The organism is Nitrosospira sp. Nsp11 (assembly GCF_900142705.1).
Lineage (GTDB): Bacteria > Pseudomonadota > Gammaproteobacteria > Burkholderiales > Nitrosomonadaceae > Nitrosospira.
The window spans coordinates 234,419-258,329 of the sequence record NZ_FRBV01000002.1 but is presented as its reverse complement, the minus strand read 5'-3'; the positions used below and the strand labels follow the sequence as shown (position 1 = coordinate 258,329).

Annotated in this window: 19 protein-coding genes and 1 pseudogene; 15 read left to right on the top strand and 5 right to left on the bottom strand. The window is 51.8% G+C overall.

The features are described 5' to 3' along the window. Positions 1–441 precede the first annotated feature (441 nt). On the top strand, positions 442–2,334 hold the full coding sequence (locus BUA28_RS04220; protein WP_083569865.1) for a pyruvate kinase: 1,893 nt from the start codon (positions 442–444) through the stop codon (positions 2,332–2,334). Positions 2,335–2,464: 130 nt separating this feature from the next. On the opposite strand, the gene BUA28_RS04215 is transcribed toward BUA28_RS04220, so the two are convergent. From BUA28_RS04215 to BUA28_RS04195, 5 genes are all read right to left on the bottom strand, one after another. Further along, positions 2,465–4,114, bottom strand: a complete 1,650-nt coding sequence (locus tag BUA28_RS04215; RefSeq protein WP_256598229.1) for an alkaline phosphatase PhoX — start codon at positions 4,112–4,114, stop codon at positions 2,465–2,467. Between the two features lie 485 nt (positions 4,115–4,599). Further along, positions 4,600–5,397: a glutathione S-transferase family protein gene (locus BUA28_RS04210; RefSeq protein ID WP_176767834.1), complete on the bottom strand. Its 798-nt coding sequence runs from the start codon at positions 5,395–5,397 to the stop codon at positions 4,600–4,602. 127 nt (positions 5,398–5,524) lie between these two features. Further along, on the bottom strand, positions 5,525–5,959 hold the full coding sequence (locus tag BUA28_RS04205) for a winged helix-turn-helix transcriptional regulator (RefSeq protein ID WP_072766874.1): 435 nt from the start codon (positions 5,957–5,959) through the stop codon (positions 5,525–5,527). Between the two features lie 136 nt (positions 5,960–6,095). After that, positions 6,096–6,668, bottom strand: coding sequence for a hypothetical protein (locus BUA28_RS04200; RefSeq protein ID WP_072766873.1), 573 nt, complete (start codon positions 6,666–6,668; stop codon positions 6,096–6,098). Positions 6,669–6,820: 152 nt separating this feature from the next. Next, positions 6,821–7,636, bottom strand: coding sequence for a methane monooxygenase/ammonia monooxygenase subunit C (locus tag BUA28_RS04195; protein ID WP_072766872.1), 816 nt, complete (start codon positions 7,634–7,636; stop codon positions 6,821–6,823). 462 nt (positions 7,637–8,098) lie between these two features. Between BUA28_RS04195 and BUA28_RS04190 the strand changes: the two genes are divergently transcribed. From BUA28_RS04190 to BUA28_RS04125, 14 genes and pseudogenes are all read left to right on the top strand, one after another. Beyond that, positions 8,099–9,004 (top strand): LysR family transcriptional regulator, encoded by a 906-nt coding sequence (locus BUA28_RS04190; protein ID WP_072766871.1) that lies wholly within the window; start codon positions 8,099–8,101, stop codon positions 9,002–9,004. A 169-nt stretch (positions 9,005–9,173) separates the two neighbouring features. Next, positions 9,174–10,832 carry a glutamate--cysteine ligase gene (gshA, locus tag BUA28_RS04185; protein WP_072766870.1) on the top strand — a complete coding sequence of 553 codons (1,659 nt, stop codon included), beginning with the start codon at positions 9,174–9,176 and terminating at the stop codon, positions 10,830–10,832. Positions 10,833–10,850: 18 nt separating this feature from the next. Next, positions 10,851–11,056, top strand: a pseudogene (locus BUA28_RS04180) (glutathione synthase); the annotation flags it as partial. A gap of 38 nt (positions 11,057–11,094) precedes the next feature. Continuing rightward, positions 11,095–12,018 carry an ABC transporter ATP-binding protein gene (locus tag BUA28_RS04175; protein WP_072766868.1) on the top strand — a complete coding sequence of 308 codons (924 nt, stop codon included), beginning with the start codon at positions 11,095–11,097 and terminating at the stop codon, positions 12,016–12,018. Then, a complete protein-coding gene (locus tag BUA28_RS04170; RefSeq protein WP_072766867.1) occupies positions 12,015–12,770 on the top strand; it encodes an ABC transporter permease in 756 nt (251 codons plus the stop codon). The genes BUA28_RS04175 and BUA28_RS04170 overlap by 4 nt, the downstream gene beginning before the upstream one ends. Before the next feature lie 364 nt (positions 12,771–13,134). Continuing rightward, positions 13,135–13,332, top strand: coding sequence for a hypothetical protein (locus BUA28_RS04165; RefSeq protein WP_256598228.1), 198 nt, complete (start codon positions 13,135–13,137; stop codon positions 13,330–13,332). Between the two features lie 335 nt (positions 13,333–13,667). Next, positions 13,668–14,108 carry a hypothetical protein gene (locus tag BUA28_RS15460; RefSeq protein WP_143148430.1) on the top strand — a complete coding sequence of 147 codons (441 nt, stop codon included), beginning with the start codon at positions 13,668–13,670 and terminating at the stop codon, positions 14,106–14,108. Between the two features lie 15 nt (positions 14,109–14,123). Further along, entirely contained in the window at positions 14,124–15,101 is a 978-nt protein-coding gene (locus BUA28_RS04155; RefSeq protein WP_072766865.1) for a tyrosinase family protein, read from the top strand. 368 nt (positions 15,102–15,469) lie between these two features. Further along, complete coding sequence (locus BUA28_RS04150; RefSeq protein ID WP_256598227.1) at positions 15,470–16,801, top strand: TolC family protein; 1,332 nt, start codon at positions 15,470–15,472, stop codon at positions 16,799–16,801. A gap of 69 nt (positions 16,802–16,870) precedes the next feature. After that, positions 16,871–18,028: an efflux RND transporter periplasmic adaptor subunit gene (locus BUA28_RS04145; RefSeq protein ID WP_072766864.1), complete on the top strand. Its 1,158-nt coding sequence runs from the start codon at positions 16,871–16,873 to the stop codon at positions 18,026–18,028. After that, entirely contained in the window at positions 18,025–21,105 is a 3,081-nt protein-coding gene (locus tag BUA28_RS04140; RefSeq protein ID WP_072766863.1) for an efflux RND transporter permease subunit, read from the top strand. Before BUA28_RS04145 ends, BUA28_RS04140 begins: the two co-directional genes overlap by 4 nt. Further along, entirely contained in the window at positions 21,102–21,440 is a 339-nt protein-coding gene (locus BUA28_RS04135) for a P-II family nitrogen regulator (protein ID WP_072766862.1), read from the top strand. The genes BUA28_RS04140 and BUA28_RS04135 overlap by 4 nt, the downstream gene beginning before the upstream one ends. Before the next feature lie 113 nt (positions 21,441–21,553). Continuing rightward, positions 21,554–22,813, top strand: coding sequence for an O-antigen ligase family protein (locus BUA28_RS04130; protein WP_256598226.1), 1,260 nt, complete (start codon positions 21,554–21,556; stop codon positions 22,811–22,813). Positions 22,814–22,850: 37 nt separating this feature from the next. Further along, positions 22,851–23,849 (top strand): glycosyltransferase family 2 protein, encoded by a 999-nt coding sequence (locus BUA28_RS04125; protein ID WP_072766860.1) that lies wholly within the window; start codon positions 22,851–22,853, stop codon positions 23,847–23,849. Positions 23,850–23,911 lie beyond the last annotated feature (62 nt).

Below are 23,911 nucleotides of genomic sequence, written 5' to 3'. Positions count from 1 at the left end.
GAAGCACTATTGTTGATATTTCCATAGCCAATATTCCCGGTAGATAGGGTTAAAAAATTGGCTGGCTTGCCCAGGACGGGCTGGCGAGCTATAGAACTGTCAGCGTAGAAGAATGGGTGAAAAATTATTCAGGATGAGTAACAGTGATTTCTTGGCCGGCTTTCTCCATTCCCTGATGAAGCACAAATGTGGTGCATTTCCTCATATGGATCGGCTTTGTACTGTCCCTCTTTTCATGAATTTGCACCTACGACCGAATGTCGAAACATCGGCTGGAGATGTACTACTATTACATTTAACGGTTTCTATGTTTGTAAACGGGAATGATTCTTATTATATTTAATCACAACTGAAAAGCAAGTCTTTTTATCGAACATTTTCACATAAACATAACAATAATGCCGTATCAACGTTTCAGTGACTCATAGACCCACGCCAATCATGAGCCCATTTCGCAAGGGCATTGGAATTTCTCCAACCAGATTTGGCAAGAAAAGCGCTTATACGGATTTGCTGCAGGAATTGAGGAAACTGCAGCAGGATCTCTTAATGCTTGAAGCCGAATCCGCCGAAATCTTGCAAAGGGTGGATCCGCGTCATCGCGCCAGCGCGGCTAATCTCGTTCATTATCTCGCCTTGCGACGGCGCGATATGCGCCCCCTGCAGGAGAAGCTCGCCACCGTCGGATTATCTTCCATGGGACGCGCGGAATCACACGTGCTGAGCAATTTACATGCCATTATCATTCTGCTGCAGCACGCGCTAAGAAAAAAGGCGCAGCAAACGCCTGCCTCTTTCATTGCGTCTTCCGCCCCAGGCGCGGATCTGCTGGAAATCAATACGGATCGCCTGCTTGGCAAGCCTCCGGCAAACAGGCGTGTACGTATTATGGTTACATTGTCGTGCGACGCTGCGGATGACTACACATTGGTCAAGCAGATGCTTCTGCAAGGCATGGACTGTGCCCGCATCAATTGTGCGCATGACAACATAGATGTCTGGAAGCGCATGATCAAGCAAATAAAACGCGCTCGCAGCAAAACGGGTCGCAGCTGTCGCATCCTTATGGATCTGGGCGGTCCCAAACTGCGCACCGGAGAGATCGCGCCGGGCTTGCCGGTGCTTAAATGGCAACCGCAGCGCGACATGTACGGCAAAATGACAGCCCCCGCCCGAATCTGGATATGCTCGCAGAACGATAGTTTCACTTGTCCGGCGCATGCCTGCGCTTGCCTTCCCGTAAAAGGAGAGTGGCTGGCGCAGGTGAAGCCACTGGACAGGCTTGAATTCCGCGACGCCAGAGGCGCACTGCGCAGCCTGCAACTGCTGGAAAAGGGGGATAAAGGCTACTGGGCGGAGTCTACGCAAACTACCTATGTCAAGCCTGGCCTGAAGCTTTACTTATTACGGACGACCCGCTCCGGCGTAGTACGAAGAGCTGGTCATGCAGGTGAGATAGGCGCGCTACCCGAGATGCAAGGAACAATCCGGCTGCATCGAGGAGATAACCTGATCGTGACGCGTGAACCAATTCCCGGGCGCCCCGCCCAGTTCGGTGAAGATGGGCAACTGTTGTGTGCTGCGAGCATTGCCTGTTCGTTACCGGAAATCTTTACCAGCGTGCATCCCGGTGAGCGGATACTGATCGATGACGGCCGCATCGGCGGCGTGATACGCAACGTCAATATCGGGGAAATCCTGGTTGAGATCACACAGGCCCGCGATAGCGGAGAAAAATTATTGGCTGACAAGGGCATCAACCTGCCTGATAGCCATCTTGATCTGGACGGGGTGACGGCCACGGATATCGAGCACCTCGAATTTGTTGTCCGTCATGCGGACATGATTGGGCTTTCCTTCGTGCGAAGGGCCGCCGACGTCGCGCTGCTGCAGGCGCATCTAAAGCGCCTCGATGCCGCTAAACTGGGAGTCATAATCAAGATCGAGACACGTGCCGCTTTCGAGCAATTGCCAGATTTGATGTTTACACTGCTACGCTCGCCGATTGTGGGAGTCATGATTGCACGCGGCGACCTGGCCGTGGAATGCGGTTACGAAAGGCTGGCGGAATTGCAGGAAGAAATCCTGTGGCTGGCAGAAGCGGCGCATATCCCGGTAATCTGGGCTACCCAAGTGCTGGAAGGATTAGCCAAGACCGGTAAACCGAGCCGGGCCGAAGTGACCGATGCGGCCATGGGCGCACGGGCCGAGTGCGTCATGCTGAACAAGGGTCCCTACGTCGTCAAGGCCATTCAGATGCTGGACAACATCCTTCAACGCATGCAGGGACACCAGCAGAAAAAACGCGCTTTATTGCGCCGTCTGCATTGGTAGCGCCCAAATACTGCAATTCATCTCGTAGAGTTATGCCATCAAGATACGGACTGAACAGAAGAGGGCAACGCGAAAGTGCGACCTCTGCCCTCTCCGTTGTTGCCATATGCGTCTGGAGATCCTCCCCGATTTAACCGCCAGAGGGGAATTTTCTACGGCGAACCACCGCTCCCATCAACACAAGACCCGCGAGCATCATGGCATGGGTCTTCGCTTCAGGCACGGCGGAAATCTGGATCATGCGGTCCACATCGCTTCCAGCATGCTGGATGTTCACATATGCAATGTTGTGGTTGAACTTGTCGAAATACAGGCCCGTAGGCTCGGCATCGGTAGTTGACATCGATGCCCAGCGGCCAATTGATTCAGCCACGCCGTCACGGTCCGCATCCTTCGCAAACCAGATGTCCGCCTGTCCGCCCGGCTGGTCTTCAACTATGTATATATTACCTTGTGCGTCAATGGCGAGATTGTCCGGAGAGTTGAATGCGTCCCCGACGGGTGCATGGGTTACCTGATCAAAGGTAGCCTGGGACGCAAAAAGTTTTGCGGTATTGGTATCCAGGTTGAAAGAATACACTTCGTCAGTTGAGGTGGTTGCGGCATAGATTACTTGGTGGCCGTTGGCAAGGGTCTGGATTTCCAGGTCCTCCGGACGCTGATACTGGGTTCCCGGAACGTTATTGGCTGATGCACGACCGTCGATCTCGCCATCTGCGGCAAGAACCGATACACCTGCCAGCGCCGCTCCGTTGATATCCGTTATTGCGGCCCAGGCGATGGGGCCTGTGGCGTTTGCGTTATTGCCGCCAGCGACTTGCATGGCAAAGGTTTGGCCGGCCGCAAAATAGCCGTCGCCGTTCGATGCCTTCGGATTGGCAGGGACGTACTTGTAAATGCTGCCGCCGTTAAATTCATCAATGAAATATAGATTGTTGTTTTTGTCAAAAGCCAGACCTTCGTGGGATACGTGCGGCACGACGTTGCGCTGTATGAAATTTGAAGTTGCCGGGCCAGTGGTTGTGGTCGGATTGGTGAGTTCGAACAGGCGGCCCTTGGCGCTGCCCTGGCCCCAGGACTCTTCGGCTGTCAGGTAGCTCCCCCAAGGGGTCCAGCGCGAGGCATCTCCGGAAACAAAATCTTGTGTTCCGTTCGCCACAACGGTCAGGGACGTATTGGTCAGCCGGTCGAAACGCTTCACGCCAGACATATTGTTTTCAAAAGGGCTGAACAGGTAGCGGCCGGCATCGACACCTGTTTCGTTGGCGGTAATCATATCCCAGTTATCGCCGCGGCGTCCGGCACCCGGTGTATTGGCATCGAGTGTACGCTGGGTAAACAGCGGGCTGGAGAGCTGGAAGGGACTCGCTTCCGGGAGAGAACCGCCCGCAACACTGCCGGGCAAAGCGGCGAAGTTGTCGAAATTAGTGCTTGCAGCGATAGCGTCGGTAAAGCCAGCCAGGACAATGAATGTACCGGGAACTAAAAAACTCAATTTTGTTTGTTTAAACATACCGTTCTCCCAAGAAATTGATAGGACGTCGATTACGAAGTACTGCTGATCCTGTTGTATACGATCGGCTTTCCCCGAGTTTTCCGATTTCTTCCGGATCAGGTGGGTGCGCCCAGCCGTGCAGCACAATGAAAATATAACGCGTAAATATGACAGGCTTGCGTCCAGCCTGTAATCACTTGTGACACGCTTCAGGCAGTCGATTTTGGGCGGCATGATATACAGCAGAGGCAACAGAACCGATATGACGGCCGCTGGCGGTGTCATTCGGAACCTCATTTTTTTGTCCTTCGTGCGGGGGGACCAGCAACTGCATGGGGGGTAGCGGAGTTCCGGTAACTACAGGCCCCGGTTCGCATTTGAACCTGGCGACTCCGGCTTTTGGCGCATTCGCATTACGACAAATGCCAACGAACAACTAATTCAGGTAAATCGCGGCTTGCGCCGGCGACTGGGAACGCAGACAACCCGCCGGCCGAAAAAAACGCATATGGCGACAGCCCTTGATCAGCCCATCTACGAACCGTTGATTGGCGCCCTGCTTGCTTTGTGTCTTGCCCTCGCTCTTGGCATTCTCTAGAGCGATTCCCCCGGACTTGGCTTCAATATCTGGCGAGGGTACTTCGCTTTCCTCGTTTTTATTCCTTATTTGGGCCTTCTACAGACCTGATCCTTAAAAGTTGCGCCTGCAATCCCAGGCGCAACTGGCGCGACATTAATGTTGCCAAACGATCAGCCGCAGTATGTATGGATCAGACTTCACGCCCGAATAACCCTCCAAGGATTCTTCTGTCGATATGGTTATTAAGATAGGCTGCTCCAAACCCCCCGAAGAGTTCCTTCTTCGTAACATCCAGTTCTGATTCTTTAGCCGCCAGTATTTCACGGGTAGAGGGACGCTCGCACATTGCATCGTAAAACGTCTGTAATGCAGGATCGTCCCGAAACAGATGCATCTCCGGTATTTCGAACAGTTCAGAAAACATTTGGCTAAGCTCGAGCGTGTAGAACAATTGAAAATCTGGCAGAAAAGGCTCTTTGCCAAGCAGGAACGGTTCCATTCTCGAGCCATTAACTAGTCTGGGTAACCACATTTTGCTTAACAAGACAGAACAAAGATTATAGATATGTGCTTCTTTTTCAACTTTGAGTTTCCATGCTTTTGGAAAATATGCGCTGACAACAAACCAGTTGAAGAATGGACCCGCAATGGAGAAAGTGATGAAGTCATTCTTGGCATCGACCTGTGCACAGAGTATTGGATCATCAATAGGATAAAACTTTCGAGCTTCTGGGTAGATTCTCGCGAGATAACGACAGATCGCGTGACTTTCCGCAATATCAACACCATTGACATCCCTGAGAGTGGGAATTTTCCCAAGAGGATTCCGTTCCATGTGCTCTGGCGTGAGCGTGCTCCCCTGAAACGGAGACACTCGCTCATAGCGATAAGTTAGACCGGTTTCCGAGAGCATGTGGGCAACCTGACTCATATAAGGTGAGAGCCAGAATCCGTACAGCGTACGCTCGACATTTAATTGATTAGACATAGAATATTCCTTCTGCATTGCAGTTCAATTTTAAGTAGATGCCTTATTAGGGGCGGGGGACTGGTGTGCCGGTAGTAGTGCCAAGGACGTTCCAGTAATTCGGTTAAAAATTAATCATCAAATCCCTCTATTCTTTATTCGCTTCATTCTCTTTACGTAGGGATTGTCGTATTTCCGCCATGAATTCCATCGGATCCTGTTCGAATCGTTGAACCAGATTCTCGTGCACGTCACTTTCAGGAACATATTTTGCACCCCAACGTAATAGCTCCATGATTGGCGGCACCAGATCCAGGCATTTTTCAGTAGGCATATAAATAACCTTGCGCGCATTAGCCGGATCACGGTATCGCAAAAGGATACGGCCTTCCTCCAGCTTTTTAAGCCGGTCAGAAAGGATATTGGTCGCGATTTTTTCCGGGGAATTCTGAAAATCCCCGAAATATCGCTTACGGAAGAAAATGAGATCACGAACGACAAGCAGCGTCCATTTATCGCCCAATATGTCCAGGGCGCAGCTGACTGGACAGGAGGAGCGGCTGATCTGGTTTGATTTCGTCATAACTTTGCGCTTGCCTGCATCTCGACTTGCTTTTTGCAATCCAGGATTAGACTTGCATTTTGTAATGAATGTAGGTAATGAGTGTAAAAAAGTAAAAAAAACGCTCTCCCCACGTTTGCGGGTTCTCGATCCAGCATTATCTCAGGCGCCTTGAAGCTCGCCAATTCTGTGCCTGCTGCGATTTCATAAGCTTGTAACCAAGCAGGGTAAGCAGCAGCAATGCAATCAGCGGCCCCATAGCAGCACGAAAAACATTTGCATAATTGATCATCTGTACGCGCAACGGGTACCGATAATGAACCGGAGGTACAGCCTCTCCAGTAATAAATACCGTATATAGCCCCTTATCCAGACTGGTCTCTCCCCTCATTACCCCATCGGGATGATAACTCGGACGCAGGTATGTCACCGTTTCATCATCAACCTCGCTGGTTCCCCGTACTATGCGTATCCCCACTGGGATGTTGCGCAAAGCCTGATCCACAAGGTCTATTACCAATAAAGTATTCCCTTCCCTGGGTATTTCTGTGCAATATTGATCGCTGGGTTCATGTTGAGGCTGGTAGGCACTCATATGCACCATGCTGTCATCATCAAGCCGGCGAGTGCACGTATCTTCCTCAATCGACACTTTCCCATGCGCGCTGGCTATGCCACAGTAAAGCGCTGCGGTGATAATAATAGTGAGCTGTATCACTTTCTTGATCATTTGATTGCTCCTTGAGTACGGTTCAGCTGCGTATTCGTATATCCTCTGCATGCTGTTTACTATGACTTATTGCAAATCGCCCCCTCCCCTGTGATGCGGGAGCGGAGCGATTTAGGCAGGTAGACCACTGCTCAGATTCCTCAATTAACTCTTTACGGCACGATCCGATTGTTGAGGATGACTTTGCTTTGTCCATTCCAGACGACGTCGGTCAGGTTGGAGTAGCGCGTGACGATCTGTGCCACAACGCCGCCTGCAAACAGGCCGGACCAGCCCAGTACCACAAAGCCCCAGTGCAGCGGGGCGCTAAAGAGCTCTTCCATGAACCAGAAAGCATGGCCCCATTCGTTCAAGCCTACGTTCGGCAGGATCATGAGCGGACCGGCAATAGCCATCACCAACGGGAACGAAGTCCCCCGCGAGTACAGCGGCAGACGCGTCATGGCATACAGATAGGTTGCCACTCCGCAGACGATGTACATCGGGAAGGAGCCATAGAACACTACCACGTGACTCGGGGTGAAGCTGGTGTCGCGGATGATGACCTGGTGCCAGGAGGCGTCCTGCTCGGTGAAGAAGCTGCCACCCCAGTAAACCCCAAATAGGTAGACGCCCAGCCACATCATAAAATAGAAGTAGCGCTTTATCTCAAACTTGGGATCAAGATTGTCCAGCTGCTCCTTCGTGTCCCTGGTCTTGCAGATCCAGCCCCAGGTGATCAGGGCAAATATTGGCATGGCAATCATGTGGACGCGCCATAGTCCCATCCAGACTTTCTCAAATTCAGGCTCCATCGAGTCCATGCCGTGCGAGTAGGCATAGGTGCGTTGATACCACACCCAGAATATCGCTACCGCCAGCATTGTGATAAGCCCGAATTTGTACCACTTCGAGTCATACCACTGCGACATGTCGTAGTCCCGACCTCCCGACTTAGCTTGGCCCGACGTTTCTAGCGTTGTTGCCATATCATTACTCCTTTAGATTAACTACCCGCTACTGTTTGAGCGGATTTGACTTAATTCTCCATAAATATCAAAATGGGAATAAGTCCGTTTACATCATTCACCCTTGCAAAATACTTCGCCTGTCAGGCAAAGATTTGAAACCCATTCCAGAATAGTGCTATTCCAAGCAGACCTAGCAGGCCACACTTATACATCTTTGATTCGTGCAAAGACGGCATGCTGGAAGCACGAACACCTGCTTGCGGATAGCTGCGCAACCTTCGATGTTTTGTTGCCATTTCAGTACTCCTTTTAGTTAACTGACTACCACTTCTTCCTGTAGGGAATTTCTTGCTAACGCAACTAGCAAGTATTTTTCTTGCAATTAGCAAGTGGTTAGAGTGTAGGCTTGAAGATGGGCAGGTGTGTAGTCTGCTAAATCAGTTATCAGAGTTCTATTTTTGAAACGATGAGTGGCCCCTTATGCAAGACCTGAATGACCTCTACTATTATGTCCAGGCCGTGGATCATGGCGGCTTTGCTCCGGCAGGCCGAGTCCTGGGCATGCCGAAATCGAAACTTAGCCGCCGCATCGCCAAGCTGGAAGAGCGCCTGGGAGTGCGCCTGATCCAGCGCTCGACACGTCACTTTGCAGTGACCGATGCCGGCGAGACTTATTACATGCATTGCAAGGCGATGCTGGTGGAAGCTGAGGGGGCCCAGGAAGCAATAGACACGCTAACAGCCGAACCCCGGGGTGTAATCCGGATGACATGCCCCATACCGCTGGTGAATGCTTACGTGGGAGTGATGCTGGCGGATTTCATGGCGCGCTATCCGCACGTCACAGTGCAGATGGAGGCGACCAACCGGCGTGTCGATCTGGTCAGTGAGTCGGTCGACGTCGCCCTTCGTGTGCGACCACCGCCCCTGCAGGACAGTAACCTCGTCATGCGTGTTTTGGCTGAGCGAGGCCAGTATCTGGTAGGCAGCCCTGTCCTTGTCCAGCGGCTCGGTTTTCCTGCTGCGCCAACTGCTTTGAGCAACTGGCCCAGCCTGGGCCTTGGGGTCCTGCAACAAATCCACACCTGGGTGCTGCATGGGCCAGATGACACACACACAACACTTCATCACACGCCACGCTTCGTGACGACGGATTTGATTGCACTTAGAGATGCCGCTGTGGCCGGTGTCGGTGTGGTGCAACTGCCGGCGGTCATGGCACGAGACCAATTGGCGGCTGGCTCATTGGTCAGGCTGGTGCCGGACTGGGCGCCGCGCCCCGAAATCATTCATGCGGTGTTTCCGTCACGGCGCGGTCTTCTGCCATCTGTGCGGGCGTTAATTGATTTTCTCGCACAGCATTTCGAGATGCTGCATGAGGACTAGGTAACTTAAGAGCGTTACCTGAGCTCGCGCAACGAGTCCATCTCTGCCACTGCGCCACTCATAGTTTCAAAAACAGGACTCTGATAACTGATTTTGCAGGCTACACACCTGCCCGTCTCCCAGTCTATACTCTGACCACTTGCTAATTGCAATCATTATCGGAGGATAAATGTCAAGACAATCATCTTGTAGCAAGCGCACAACGCCCATCAACCAATCTCTTCAGCCGTTATTGATTCATGGTTTGAAAGGCATCGAAAAAGAAAGCCTCCGAATTAACGGGGAGGGATCAATATCATTGTCACCTCATCCGGTTCAGCTTGGAGCCGCGTTGACTCATCCGAATATAACAACCGATTATTCTGAAGCGTTACTTGAGCTGATCACGCCAGCATTATCGGATGGAACGGAAGTGCTGGACTCCTTAACGGATTTGCATAAATACGTCTGCGCAAATATCAACGACGAATTATTGCTGGCGGCAAGTATGCCTGTCGGCGATTTGCGGGACCCGTCAATTCCCATCGCTGAATATGGTTTATCCAATCTCGGGAGGATGAAACACATCTACCGGCAGGGTTTAAGCTATCGCTACGGCCGCTGCATGCAGGTCATTGCCGGAATTCATTTCAACTACTCGCTTCCTGAGCCATTCTGGCCGGAATACCAGCAGTTCATGAAACATACGGGTGATCTGCAATCGTTCACTACCAGCGCTTATATGGGAATGATCAGAAACCTGCAGCGTTATGGCTGGCTTATCCTGTATTTATTCGGCTCGTCCCCGGCAGTAAGCAAAAGCTTCATCGATAGCCGCAATTCTGTTTATTCCGATACATTGCAGAAATTTGACGAGACTTCCTACTACAAGCCCTTTGCCACCTCTTTGAGGATGAGCGAAATAGGCTATTTGAATCCCGTTCAATCGATGTTTCATATTTCCTTTAACAGCATCGAAGAATATATACAGGACCTGGGCAGGGCAACAACGATACCTTATCTCGGATATGAAAGGATCGGGGCAAAGGTAGGCGACCAGTACCGGCAGTTGAACACCCATTTCCTGCAAATCGAGAACGAGTATTACACGCCGGTGCGTCCAAAACAGCCAGCGAAGTCCGGCGAGAGGCCGCTGCAGGCACTGGTAAGCCGGGGGATTCAATATATTGAAATACGATCCGTGGATGTGGATGTATTTGAACCAACGGGAATTTCGATCGAAACCACGCGCTTTCTTGAAGCGCTGAGTCTTTTCTGTCTATTCCAGCCCAATGCGGGGCATGACTTGAAGCAGCATGACGAGATCAGCAATAACGCACTGGCGGTGGCCAATCGCGGCAGGGATCCGAGACTGAAGCTGCGTGAAAACGGGCATGAAATTCCGCTACGGCAGTGGGCGTTGACGCTGTGTAAGCAGATGCGGGAGGTCTGTGAGATCCTGGATAACGGCAATGCAGATCTCCCCTACACCCGCGCATTGCACCAGCAGATCGAAACCATTCGCCATCCCGAGTTGACGGCTTCAGCAAGGATGCTGTCGGCCATGCGCACGCAAAAGATGTCAATTACCGAACTGGTATTGCAGAAGTCCCGTGAATACACTCGTTATTTCCAGAATGCCGCGCTGGATGTCGCGGTAAAAACGAATTTTGATTTCCAGGTCAAGACATCGCTGGCGCAACAGAAACAGCTCGATGCCACAGATAAGATCCCTTTCGATAAATACCTGAGCAACTATTTCTCGCAAGGCGCCTCAGCCAGCGTCATTCATTCCGAGGACTTGCCTCAAAACTTGCCTGTCTCTTTGGCCGAAACTGCTACTCGATGAATACACTCATGAAACGACTTGTCATGGAAGGGTGCGCAAACCGTGGGATTTGCGCGTGGTTGGAATTGACCGGCAAGGCGGATGACGTTGGACGACACCGCTGGTACCGGACAAGGGAGCCGGAGGAAATCCCGCTGCGGGAATTCGATGCTGTTTTGACGCGTAAGGACCCGCCATTCAATATGGAACATGTCTATACCACTTATCTGCTGGAATTGGCGGAAACCCCCGTCACTCCTCCGTTTGAAGCAGGGCTTTACCCATGACTCCGGCAATCGAAGTCAGGCAGGTGTACAAGCGTTTCGGTGCATTGCATGCCTTGCACGGTATTGATCTCGAAATCAATACCGGCGAATTCTTCGCTTTGCTTGGTCCCAATGGAGCGGGAAAGACGACGCTGATCAATATTATCGCGGGTCTTACCCTTGCCAGCAGCGGCAGTGCCAGGGTAAAGGGGCATGATGTCGTCGCCGAGTACCGTGAAGCACGCCGCATGTTAGGCGTGGTGCCGCAGGAGTTGGTATTTGATCCGTTCTTTACCGTCCGGGAAACGCTTTTGTTTCAATCCGGCTATTACGGCATAAAGAAGAATAACGGCTGGATAGACGAGATAATCCACCATCTCGACCTTGCCGACAAGGCCGATACCAACATGCGTTCGTTGTCCGGCGGCATGAAGCGGCGCGTGCTGGTAGCGCAGGCATTGGTCCACAAACCCCCGGTAATCATTTTGGATGAACCCACCGCAGGCGTAGATGTGGAGTTGCGCCAGGCCCTTTGGCGTTTCATCAAGCAATTAAACCGCAACGGTCATACCATTGTGCTCACTACGCATTATCTCGAAGAAGCAGAGGCTTTATGCAATCGCGTGGCAATGCTAAAAAATGGCAGTATAGTTGTGCTTGAAAGCGTCAGAAATCTCATCAGCAACATTTCCGGACACCGGATACGGCTGCGGTTATCTCCCGATACGCTGCCGACGGCGTTACAGCTACTGGCAATCAGCCACGACCAAGGCTACCACGTTCTGGCGATCGAGGAATGCTGCCAGCTTGAAAACGTGATGGCAGCATTACGCGCCGCCCAGACCCAAATCCTGGAACTGCAGATATTGCAACCTGATCTGGAAGAAGTGTTCGTAAAGATCATGCACAGTGCAGAGAATCTGAAACCTGTATCGGTATGAATGGATTTCTTACGCTGCTCTACAAGGAATTGCTACGATTCTGGAAAGTCGGGTTCCAGACCGTATTTGCACCCATGCTGTCTACCTTGCTCTATCTTTTGATTTTTTCTCACATGCTGGAAGAACGGGTCCAGGCATATCCCGGTGTAACCTACACCGTTTTTCTGATTCCGGGACTGGTGATAATGGCTATGTTGCAGAACGCTTTCGCCAACTCCTCATCGAGCCTGATACAGTCGATAGTCTCGGGCAATCACATCTTTATGCTGTTATCGCCGCTTTCTTACCAGGAAATATTCACTGCCTATGTACTGGCATCGGTAGTTCGTGGTCTGGCGGTAGGACTGGGTATCTATCTGATAACGCTGGGATTTTTTGAAATTCCCCTGTACTCGTTCGCATGGGTATTTGTATTTGCCTTGATGGGCACCGCATTGCTGGGTGCCTTAGGCATCATTGCGGGAATCTGGGCGGAAAAATTTGAGCACCTTTCTGCGTTGCAAAACTTTATCATCCTGCCACTGACGTTTTTATCGGGCGTTTTCTATACGATCTCCTCGTTACCTCCATTTTGGCGAGGATTATCGTATCTTAATCCGTTTTTCTACATGGTTGACGGATTTCGCTACGGCTTCTTTCGCACCTCCGATGTTTCACCCTACCTTAGCCTCGGAGCTCTGGCGGCATGTTTCCTGGCCGTATCATGGCTGACATTGCAAATGCTGAAAACAGGGTACAAAATTCGAAGATGATCCATAACCTGCCAGCGACTCTCCTCAAAATTGAAGCTTCGATGGCTACTAAAACCAGCCGACAAGATAATGACTTTGCATGGATTCGCGGTCATTGGCTTGAACGTCGAGCCAATCTATATTTTCAAAATAGGGCGAATAGATGCCGGTGCATATGGGCTAATATAGCCCGCCTATAAGGCTAGGGTTTCCAAATAAGATTTTATTCCCATTTCACGAACACATTTAAAAAGGCTGATGATGAGTCAGAAGATGTGTCATGGCAACGAAGAAAATACGCTCGCTACAGTGATCATAAACGCATACCAAGCCTCAAGAAAACAAGCTCCTGGTTTATCAAATACTCGCTTTTTCCAGCTTCGTCGTGTTCGCACTTTTTCTCTGGCAGGGGCATAAAGGGTTCTGGCTATGGGATGAGGGCTTTCTTTGGTATGGTGCTCAACGTGTGATGCTGGGTGAGGTACCTATCCGCGACTTCATGTCTTACGAACCCGGCCGGTACTACTGGTCCGCAGCGCTCATGAGCTTGTGGGGAGACAATGGCATCATGGCCTTGCGCTGATAACCACAGACCGAACAGAACTCGTCCAGGATCTTGCCCTTGTCAGCGCACCTGGCCCGGGATAGCGTTTGCGTATTGCCTCAAGATAGACCCGTTTCTCATGCTTGCCCATATCGATAACCCTCCGTTCGTTCGGTTACCAACAATTTGAGGCAACGTATCCTCTTGATGCACTCCTTCGGTTACTTTTTTATTAAGGCAATTCGCATGCGCTACTACTGCTTGCTTTTTCAACATCCTGATCTATATTAAAGAATCCGTTGAACAATTCCAGTTTATAGTACTGATACAAGCGGTATCGATGCGAGCGTCGAGTGCCAAACAGGAGATGAGCCATGCCAAGCCAGAATCAAGTTAGCCGGCCGACTATGAAGTCAATAAGCTCCTACGTCAAAAAGCATGCCCCTCAGGTGGAGGAAGCCCAGAGGCACCAGCACGAGGCATCTGAAACTGTCCGCGAAGCGGACTATGAAGGCCATCATATCGTTGTTCGCACAACTTATCAGATAGAAGTCGATGGGGTACCTGTTACCGGACATCTCGGGGTGACCGACGACGGGCAAGTCCATTATCACCCCATACCGAACATGAGCTTCGCTTCCGCCCTGGACGTGGTCAGGCAGTTGATCGATGTCTTTCCTGATGACTTCGCTGGCAAGGGGGGTATGCCCGCAGAACATGGTGGACATGAGAGCCATGGCGCCCGGAGCCGGCCTCGCGCCAAATCCGCGCCGAAGACCCGTCGCGTCAGGAAAACCCATACTGATCACGAATAGACGCCGGAGAACGCCATGGCCATAAGAGAAAATATTTTGACTAGCGCGGCCGCGCGCGACAAGTATATCCAGGGTGTAAAGTTACTGAAGAATGAGTTCCCGGGGCCAACCACAGCAAGCCTCGGCATCGAAGGGCTCTCCCAGCCGGTCAGCACCTATGACCTGTTTGTGGTTTGGCATCATGTTGCGATGACAACGTTCACTCCGCCTACGCAGAGTGACAGAAACGCCGCTCATCGCGGCCCTGTCTTTCTTCCATGGCATAGATTCATGCTGATGCAACTGGAAATGAATCTCCAGCGCGTGCTTGGCGATGACTTGACCTTTGGACTGCCATACTGGGACTGGGCGCAAGATGGCCAATTGTCGCCGGCACGTCAGAAAAGAGCCTCCGTCTGGGCCAGCAACTGCATGGGGGGTAGCGGAGTTCCAGTAACTACAGGCCCATTCGCATTCGAACCCGGCGATTCAGGCGCTTGGCGCGTTCACATCACAACAAATGTCAACGGACAATTGGTTCAGGTAAATCGCGGCTTGCGCCGGCGACTGGGAACGCAGACAACCCGTCTGCCGAAAAAAACGCATACGGCGACCACCCTTGATCAGCCCATCTATGACACTGCTCCATGGAACACCACTTCAGCCGGTTTTCGCAACCTCGTCGAAGGCTGGCAAGACCAGCCGCAAATTCCACCCCCGAGTCTGCACAACCGTGTCCATGTATTCGTTGGAGGAGACATGTCGCCCTCCACATCACCCAACGACCCGGTGTTTTATCTCAACCACTGCAATGTGGACCGCATTTGGGAAAGCTGGATGCAACCGGCACCGAAAGGTCATGGCCGCGCTTATGTCCCGGCGCAATCGGCATCCGCCAGCTTAAAGGGCCACCGCCTCAACGACACCTTGAGCTCCCTTTTGTCCGGGACCACTACCCCTGCGGACATGCTGGATATCAGTGAACTGTATACCTACGACTCGCTGAATGTGTGAAAGGACAAAATGTCTCAATGCTCGCCTGGCCGTTGCAGCTTATCGGACTTAAAGGAAATCGGCTGCGGAAGTAGTGGTGGGAGTGATCAAGGCTATTTTGATACTTTAACAAGAAAACATGTCATTGATCAGCCATTCCTTCATTATTAAGTTCCTGCAATTGCCAGTCCCCTTGCGCTTGAGCCAGAGCGTGGGCTTGATATACGTATATCATGAAGCCGGGTAGCGTAACCTTATACTCAAACAGGCGCTGCCGTCGTAGGCCAGTCGCCAGGTCATTTCCTTGAAGTAATCAAAATATTCGACAAGAGTTCATCCATAACGCACGAGCTTGTTACTTAGCGGACATCATTGATGTGCTCAGCATCTTGAACGCTGCATCAAAATCAGCTATTTTTTTTGGCCTGCTGCTCGCTTCATGCGCAATGACGCTACAGGCGCAAACGATGTCTGCTGTGGTGGAGGGGGCACTGGCCATTACTGAACAGCAGGCCATTGCGTTGTTCTATCAACGCAATCTTGGTTTGATCGCGGCAAACCTCAACATTGACAAGGCTCGGGCTCAAGAAATCATTGCCGGGGCGATTCCAAATCCTGTTTTCAGTTTCACCGCTCAAGAACTGAACCTCAAGATGTTCCGCCCGGAAAATCGCGACGTTGCTGTGCCGGCGCTGGTGCCGCAGATTCAACAGCTCATCGAAACCGCGGGAAAACGCCGTTTGCGGATAGAAAGCAGCGAACTTGCTACCGAAGCAGTGAACTTCGATGTGCAAGACGTTGCGCGCGTGCTTACCAACGCGGTGCGGCGCAGTTTTTACAACCTCATACTGGCGCAAAAAACAATCAAGGTTGCGAGCGACAATCTCGAACACTATCGTGAGATCCTGCGCGTCAATGAAATCAGGCTTAAAGTGGGAGATGTGGCTGCGGTCGATTTTATCCGCATCGAGGTTGAAAGCCTGAAGGCTCAGGGTGATCAGGATCAGGCACGGACTGCACTGGATCAGGCGCGAGCCGAGTTGCTGCTGCTGCTGGGCTGGCCCGAAAACAGCCTGGAGATCAGTGCGGTCGAAAGCTGGCCCGAAGCAGCGCCCGAGATTGCGCTGGCAGGACAGGACCAGCTGATCGGGCGCGCGCTGGAGCGGCGGCCGGATATGCAAGCTGCAAGAACTCGCATTGCGCAAGCGGCCAAGACGCTTACACTGGCACGACGGAAAATCATTCCGGATGTGACAATAAGTGCTTTTTACGATCATGATGCGGGTAACTACTTCGCACACAGCGGCGGCGTCGGCATCAGTGTGCCGATACCCGTGTTTTACCAGCAAAAAGGTGAGATTTCTCAAGCTCGTGCCGGTCTAACCTCTGCCGAACTGGCGTTAAGGCGGGCTGAACAGGAAATTCGGGCAGAGGTCATGAAAGCCACAGCCTCCTGGCAAAGCGCTGACGCGATAGCCCGCCGCTTCGAGACGTCGGTGGTCGATCGGATCGAAACGTTGCGTAAAGCACAGGAAATCGCTTACCAGAAAGGCGCAGTGGGTGTTCTGGATCTGATCGATGCAGAGCGGAGCTATAAAGCAATCATGCTGGATTATTACATCGCCCTGGCAAATCGCAGCAAAGCCTGGGCAGATCTGTTAATGGCGTATGGCGGAGAAATTAGAAATTCGTCACGTCATTCAGAGGATAGAGATGGCTGATTCGATGATGGTAGTTTCGCGGCGCGTTTACAGGCTGAATAAACGGATAGGCGGAGATCGGGTAAGTCCATGAGTGCCAGATCTTTTTATACGACTCAGCTAGCCGTCGTATTGTTAGGTGCGTTTTTGTCGGGCTGTCAGTCGCGAAATCATGAACCGCCGCCATCCGTTATCGCCCACCCCAAGGATGAAGTCGTACTCAGCCCCAAATCGCCCAAGCGCGAGTATATTAAAGACGAAATCATTGAATTAGTTCAGCGGCCGCTGATGGACCCCGTCACGGGCAAGATTGCTTACAACGAAGCCCGTACTGCTCGTGTTTCATCTCCGATTGCCGGGCGAGTGATCGGCGCCATTGCTGCATTAGGCGCACACATTCGCGCAGGTGATGCGCTGGTGGAAATCGATAGTCCCGAACTGGGCCAGGCGCAATCGGCATACGCTGATGCAATGTCCGATTTGAACCTGGCAAACCGGAGCTTCGAGCGCATCAAGGAGTTGTATGATAACGGCATTGCTCCCCGGAAGGAACAGGAACAGTCGGAAGATAATCTGATCCGTGCGCATAGCGAGGCAGAGCGGGCACGCCTCAAGCTAATTAACCTGGGTGTGCGCAACAGGCGTCCGGACAACCGCTTCATTTTGCATTCACCCGTTTCCGGAACGATTACCGAGCGTAATATCAATCCCGGCATGGAAGTCAGGCCCGACCTGGCGGCACCCTTGTTCGTCGTTTCCGATCTGAATGAATTATGGGTACAGATGGATATTTTCGAGAAAGATATCGGACTGATTCATATCGGCGCCACGGTGCTGCTGCAAGTGCCGGCTTATCCAGGCGAGGACTTTACAGCAACGGTCAGTTATATAGGCCAGGTAGTGGATGAGGCCACGCGTACGGTAAAAGTGCGATGCATTTTGCCCAATTTGGACAAACGGCTCTTTCCCGCCATGTTCGCCAGTATTGCAGTGCAAAGCGATCCCGACGATCTCTCGGTTGTTGTTCCGTTGAACGCAATATTTGCCCAGGATGAATCCGATTGGGTATATGTGAACATAGGCGATTATCATTATCAGAGGCGCCCCGTTACAGTGGGACTGCGTCTTAAAGACCGGGCAGTGATTCTTTCCGGTTTGAAGCCCGGCGAGCGCATCGTTGTACAGGGAGCACTGCTGTTGCGCACCGAACAGGATACGGAGCAGCAAACCGGGGAAGGCACGCGATGATTCATAAAATCATTGCATTTTGCTTGCAGCAGCGCTTGCTGATCATTAGCACGTCAGTGTTACTGGTCGTCATTGGCGTGCTGTCGTTTGAACATTTGCCTGTACAGGCGTTCCCGGATGTACAGAACGTCTTCGTACAGGTCGTGACTCAGTACCCTGGCCAAGCCCCCGAAGAAGTGGAAAAACTGATCAGTCTGCCGATCGAAAAGGAAATGAGCGGCTTGCCGCATATGATCAACATGCGCTCGGTAGCCATTTTCGGGTTGTCCGTCGTGACGATGACGTTTGACGATAATGCAGAGGATTATTTTTCACGGCAACAGGTGCTGGAGCGGTTGAAAACCGCCAACTTGCCAGCGGAAGTAAAGCCGAAACTAGGTCCATTGACGACCGGCATAGGTGAAATTTTCCGCTACCGGATAGAGGCACCCCTCGTTCCCCTGGTGGAACAGCGCGCGTTGCAGGATTGGCTGATCGAGCGCACTCTTCGCTCTGTTCAGGGCGTAGCCGACGTGGTGAGCTTCGGAGGGGGTATCAAACAATATCAGGTCGAGGTCGACCCCAACAAACTGAGGAATTACCACCTGGCGCTGCCAGAGATCCATCAGGCTATCGCCGCCAACAATGCCAATACCGGCGGAGGTTATATTGATCACGGCCATGAGGCATTGGTAGTACGTGGCACAGGTTTATTGAAGTCGGGCGGCGAAATCGGGAACATCGTCGTTGCCGATCGCGATGGCGTTCCCATTTTTGTCAAAAACATTGCCGATGTCGTCGTGGGGCCACAACCGCGCAACGGAATCGCGGCCTATAACAACGAAGACGATGTAGTCGAGGGTATCGTTCTGCTTATCAAGGGGATGAATGCCATTGAAGTATTGAACGGCGTGAAGGAAAAAATTGAGTATCTCAACAATTTTGGTTTGCCTCGCGGCGTTCAGATCATCCCCATTTACGACCGTACCGAACTGATACAGCACACTGTGCGCACGGTTGAGCGAAACATGCTTGAAGGTGCGGTACTGATTCTGGTAATCCTGATCATTTTTCTTCGTCGAATATGGGCTTCAGCAGTCGTTATCGTCGTTATCCCGCTGTCGTTGTTGTTTGCCTTTATCCTGATAGATACGCTGCATATTTCCGCCAACCTTATTTCTCTCGGGGCTATCGATTTCGGCATTATCGTGGACAGCGCCGTAGTCCTGGTCGAGGCCATCATGGTCAAGGTGACGTTGGATATGCGCCAGCAGGCAAGTGCTGCACACATGCGTCAATCCATGCTCATCACCGCGACAGAGATGGCGCGGCCCATCCTGTTTTCGAAAGCTATCCTCATTATCGCCTTCATACCCATATTCACTTTCCAGCGCGTCGAGGAAAAGATTTTTTCTCCGATGGCATTCACGCTCACTTTTGCGTTGCTGGGTTCACTGATCATCAGTTTAACGCTGGTGCCGGTTCTGTTAAGTTATTTGCTTGGACCGCGGCTCACCGAGCCCCACAATCCGCTCGTCCACAGGATGGAGCAAGGCTATTTAAAACTGCTGGAGGCCGTACTGCGCCATCCTCGCAAGCTATTCGCCGGTGCAGGCTTGATGCTTGCCTTATCCCTGGTTTCGTCGCCGCTGATCGGGACCGAGTTCATGCCCAAACTGGATGAAGGCAATGTCTGGTTGACAGTTACGCTCCCAACACCAGTCTCACTGAATAAGGCCAAAGAACTGGAAACGGATGTGCGTACACGTCTGCTCGAATTCAGCGAAGCGAAATCGATACTTACGCAACTCGGCCGTCCCGAAGACGGCACAGATCCAAAAGGTTTCAACAATCTTGAAGTTCTTATCGACCTCAAGCCTAAGGAGACATGGCGTTATGACAGCAAGGACGAATTGGTCGAGGCCATGCAGAAGCGCCTGGCGGTATTCCCGGGCCTGCAGTTCAATTTCTCTCAGGTAATCCAGGATAATGTGGAAGAAGCGATTTCCGGCGTCAAAGGCGAAATCGCCATCAAGATTTTTGGTGAGGATCTCAACACTCTTCAGAATAAAGCCAATCAGATTACCGGCATTCTGCGCTCTATCGAAGGCGCTACCGACGTCGCTGCCGAGCAGCAATCCGGGTTGGCCCAATTGGTCATTTCCATTGACCGGGAAAAAATTGCGCGCTACGGCATCAATGTCGCCGATGTTGAAGACGTGATCGCAATGGCAGTTGGAGGGAAACCCGCTACACAGATGCTGGAGGGTGAGCGACGATTTGATGTGACAGTGCGGCTGGCGAGTTTCGCACGCGACTCGGTAGGGGCAATAGAAGATATAGTCGTGCTGACACCCAGCGGCAGCCGTATTCCATTGGGTGAATTGGCTGAGATCAAGGTCAGTCAAGGCGCATCTCGTATCAGCCGCGAGGATCACATGCGCCGTATTGCCATCAAATGCAACTTGATCGGGCGCGATATGGGGAGCTTCGTTGCTGAAGCACAGCGGAAGATCGCTCGACAGGTACACCTGGAGCCGGGATACCGTATGGTTTGGAGCGGCCAGTTCGAGAATCAGCAGCGCGCAATGAAGCGGCTTTCCTATATTGTGCCTGTTAGTTTCACTCTGATCTTCGTACTGTTATTCTGGGCTTTCCGCTCGGTAAAGAATGCTTCCCTGATTGTAATGAACGTGCCGTTCTCGCTGATCGGCGGACTGGTGGCATTGATGCTGACCGGTATCCACCTGAGTGTATCGGCAGCGGTTGGGTTCATTGCGCTGTTCGGCATCGCCGTACAAAATGGCGTAATCCTGTTATCGCAGATCAATCTGCTCAGGCGCGAAGGGGTGCCAATTCATGATGCTATCTTGCAAGGTTCCGTCAGTCGATTGCGTCCAGTGGTGATGACTGCATTGATGGCCATGCTGGGATTGTTGCCGGCTGCGCTCTCCACGAGCGTGGGCTCGGAAACTGTCAAACCTTTTGCCGTGGTTATCATTGGCGGCTTGATCACGGCAACGCTACTCACATTGACCATGCTTCCCGCGCTCTATCGCAGCTTTGAAGAATGGCGTGAACCCAAGGTGATTTCATGAAAGAAATTCGCGCTTACATTCAACCATTCATGTTATCCAAGGTCACCCAGGCGCTGCTTGAAATACCAGGGTTCCCGGGTATGAGCGTATCCGATTGCGAAGGATTCGATGGGGATACAGTCATAGACGGGGATTTCACACCGTTCATACCAAAAAAGCGCATTGAAGTATTTGCGCCTGATGAACTGGTGGAAATCATCTTTGATACCCTGATGCTGACAGCAAATACGCATCAGCATGGTGCGGGGAAAGTTTACGTCATCGACGTGAGCAAAAGTGGAAAGATAAATACCGGGAGGAACAAGGACGAACGGCTCCCCGAGACATCCAAATAGGCATGGTGGGAGGCGCGACACTTTCCCACGCATGACAGAAGACTTAATGGTTAAGGCTATTCATCAGCTCATACGGTTAAAATAGCCGGTCTATAACGGACATATTCCAACGCGTGCCGACATCTACCAGTCCGCCCCGCCTCATGCAAAGCGCCCTCACCTCGCGCGATATGCTGGCGAAGTTCGCCCTCCTCTTTTTCGGTGTCGCCCTGTGGTACAAGGGGCTGAGTTTTTATGCCTACTATCTCTTGCCCGTTGCTTGGGTACTGGATGGAGGCCTGCGCCGTTTTAAAGAGATAGTTTACGAACCGTTGATCGGCGCCCTGCTTGTTTTGTGTCTTGTCCTCGCTCTTGGCATTCTTTGGAGCGATTTTCCCGGACTTGGTTTCAAAGTCTGGCGACGGTACTTCGCTTTCCTCGTTTTTATTCCTTATTTGGGCCTTCTGAATAAGGCGCGGTTACGGTGGGCGATCAGCGGCTTGCTCATCGGTTACCTGGTGGCGCTGGCCATTGGGGTTTACCAATGGGCGGTTCTGGGAGTTCAAGGCATTCCGCCTCTTGGCATGCCTTACTTGCATTTTTCTTCGATGTTGGGGATAGGGGCCATACTGACGCTCTACTTTGCCGGTATAAACAAAAACAAAAAAGCAAAAACAATCTTGTGGTGTTTTACAGTTTTTTTACTCTTTCTTCAGTTCAATCAGAATGCGCGGGGAATTCTTGCAGCCACGCTCATCTCATCCGCATTTTTGCTTCTGCTGCTTCATAAAAAAGAAATCCGGACGCTTTTCGCACTGATGGCTTCGTTAACGATTATCCTTGGTGTTTTTGCATCCAGCAGTACCAGCTTTCAGGAAAGGCTGGTTCAAGCCCGGCATGACATCGAATTGTCCACGCAGGGACGATATGACACCAGCCTGGGATATCGCATCGCAATGTGGGATGTTGGCCTGCACGGTATCGCCGAAAGACCTTTTTTCGGCCATGGCACGGGGATGGCTGCGAGCTATTTCGACCAAACTATCGGGACATATAAGGGCGGCCTCTACAAGGAATTGCCAAAATTCATTCCAACCACCTATCATTTTCATAATGACTGGATTGAGATCGGCATGCATATCGGTGCATTAGGTCTAATGGCTTATGCGTATTTCCTGTGGAGTTGGTTTCAAACATTTAAGGCACATCAGTTGAGGATCCTGGGTACCGCCCTGGTGTTTTTTGTCTTTTTATCGGGCCTGACAGACAACCTCGTTTTCTTTAGGCAAACCTTTTACCTGCTTCTCATCATTACCGCGATAGGTATCGGTTGGCATAAGGGGCACACAGCGGGCGTACAAAGCCGCTTTACTCAAGCCAAAGAACATCGGTAAGCGAGCGGCAGGGTTTTCTGGGATAATTGCCTTCAAAATGACACATCCGTCATGTCGCACCTTCGATGGCAGCAACGTGAAGACACAACTCTCATTATCTGTTGCGCTGGCAAGCTATAATGGCGAGCGCTATATTGGGGAGCAGCTCGACAGCATCGCGCGCCAAACCCGGCTACCCGATGAATTGATTATCTCGGATGATGCCTCCCGCGACGCAACAACAGGAATCGCGCTGGATTTCGCCCGGCGAGCACCATTTCCCGTAAGAATCCTTCAAAATAGCGCGCGCGCGGGTTCCACCCGTAATTTCGAGATCGCCATCAGAGCGTGTAAGGGCGACATTATCTTTCTATGTGACCAGGATGATGTTTGGTATCCAAATAAAATCAGCCTCGTCGAAGAGCGTTTCATAAATAACCCGGACGTAGGCGCTGTATTCACCGACGCCGATGTTGTCGACGAGAATTTGCATCCGCTCGGGCGACGGCTATGGCAAATCTATAAATTCGGTCCCGAAAAACAGGCGCGTTTTGTGGCCAATGATGCGCTCGGAGTGCTGCTCAAGCAGCCCGTGGTGACGGGCGCCACCATGGCCTTTCGCTCCAGCTATCGTGATCTCGTGCTGCCCATACCGCAGACCTGGCATGATGCATGGATCGCGTTGCTGATTGGCGCAACATCGCGCCTGGAAGCGCTACCGGCGCAGTTGATTGCCTATCGCCAGCATGGCGATAATCAACTGGGCATTCCACGCGCCGGGCGAAACCGCGGCAAAAGCTGTGCCGCAATCTATGGGCCGCGTGTTTTGCTCTATGAGGCTATTCGCAAGCGTCTTGAGGAGTTCGAAGAGCGTTTTCGCGTTAGCAAGCAGACGATTCACCGCCTTGATGAAAAACTGGCTTTTTTGCAAGCTCGCGCAGCGCTGCCCCAGCCCCGCTGGCGACGCTTGCCCGTTGCCCTGCATGAACTCATGGCGTTACGCTATCATAGCTACGCTCATGGATTGACCACCTTTTGCAAGGATCTGTTGCGCTAGGCAGCGTGGGTAAAATGTCATAACCGGCAGGAAATTCATTGTTGATCTTCGCTTCGGCTCGT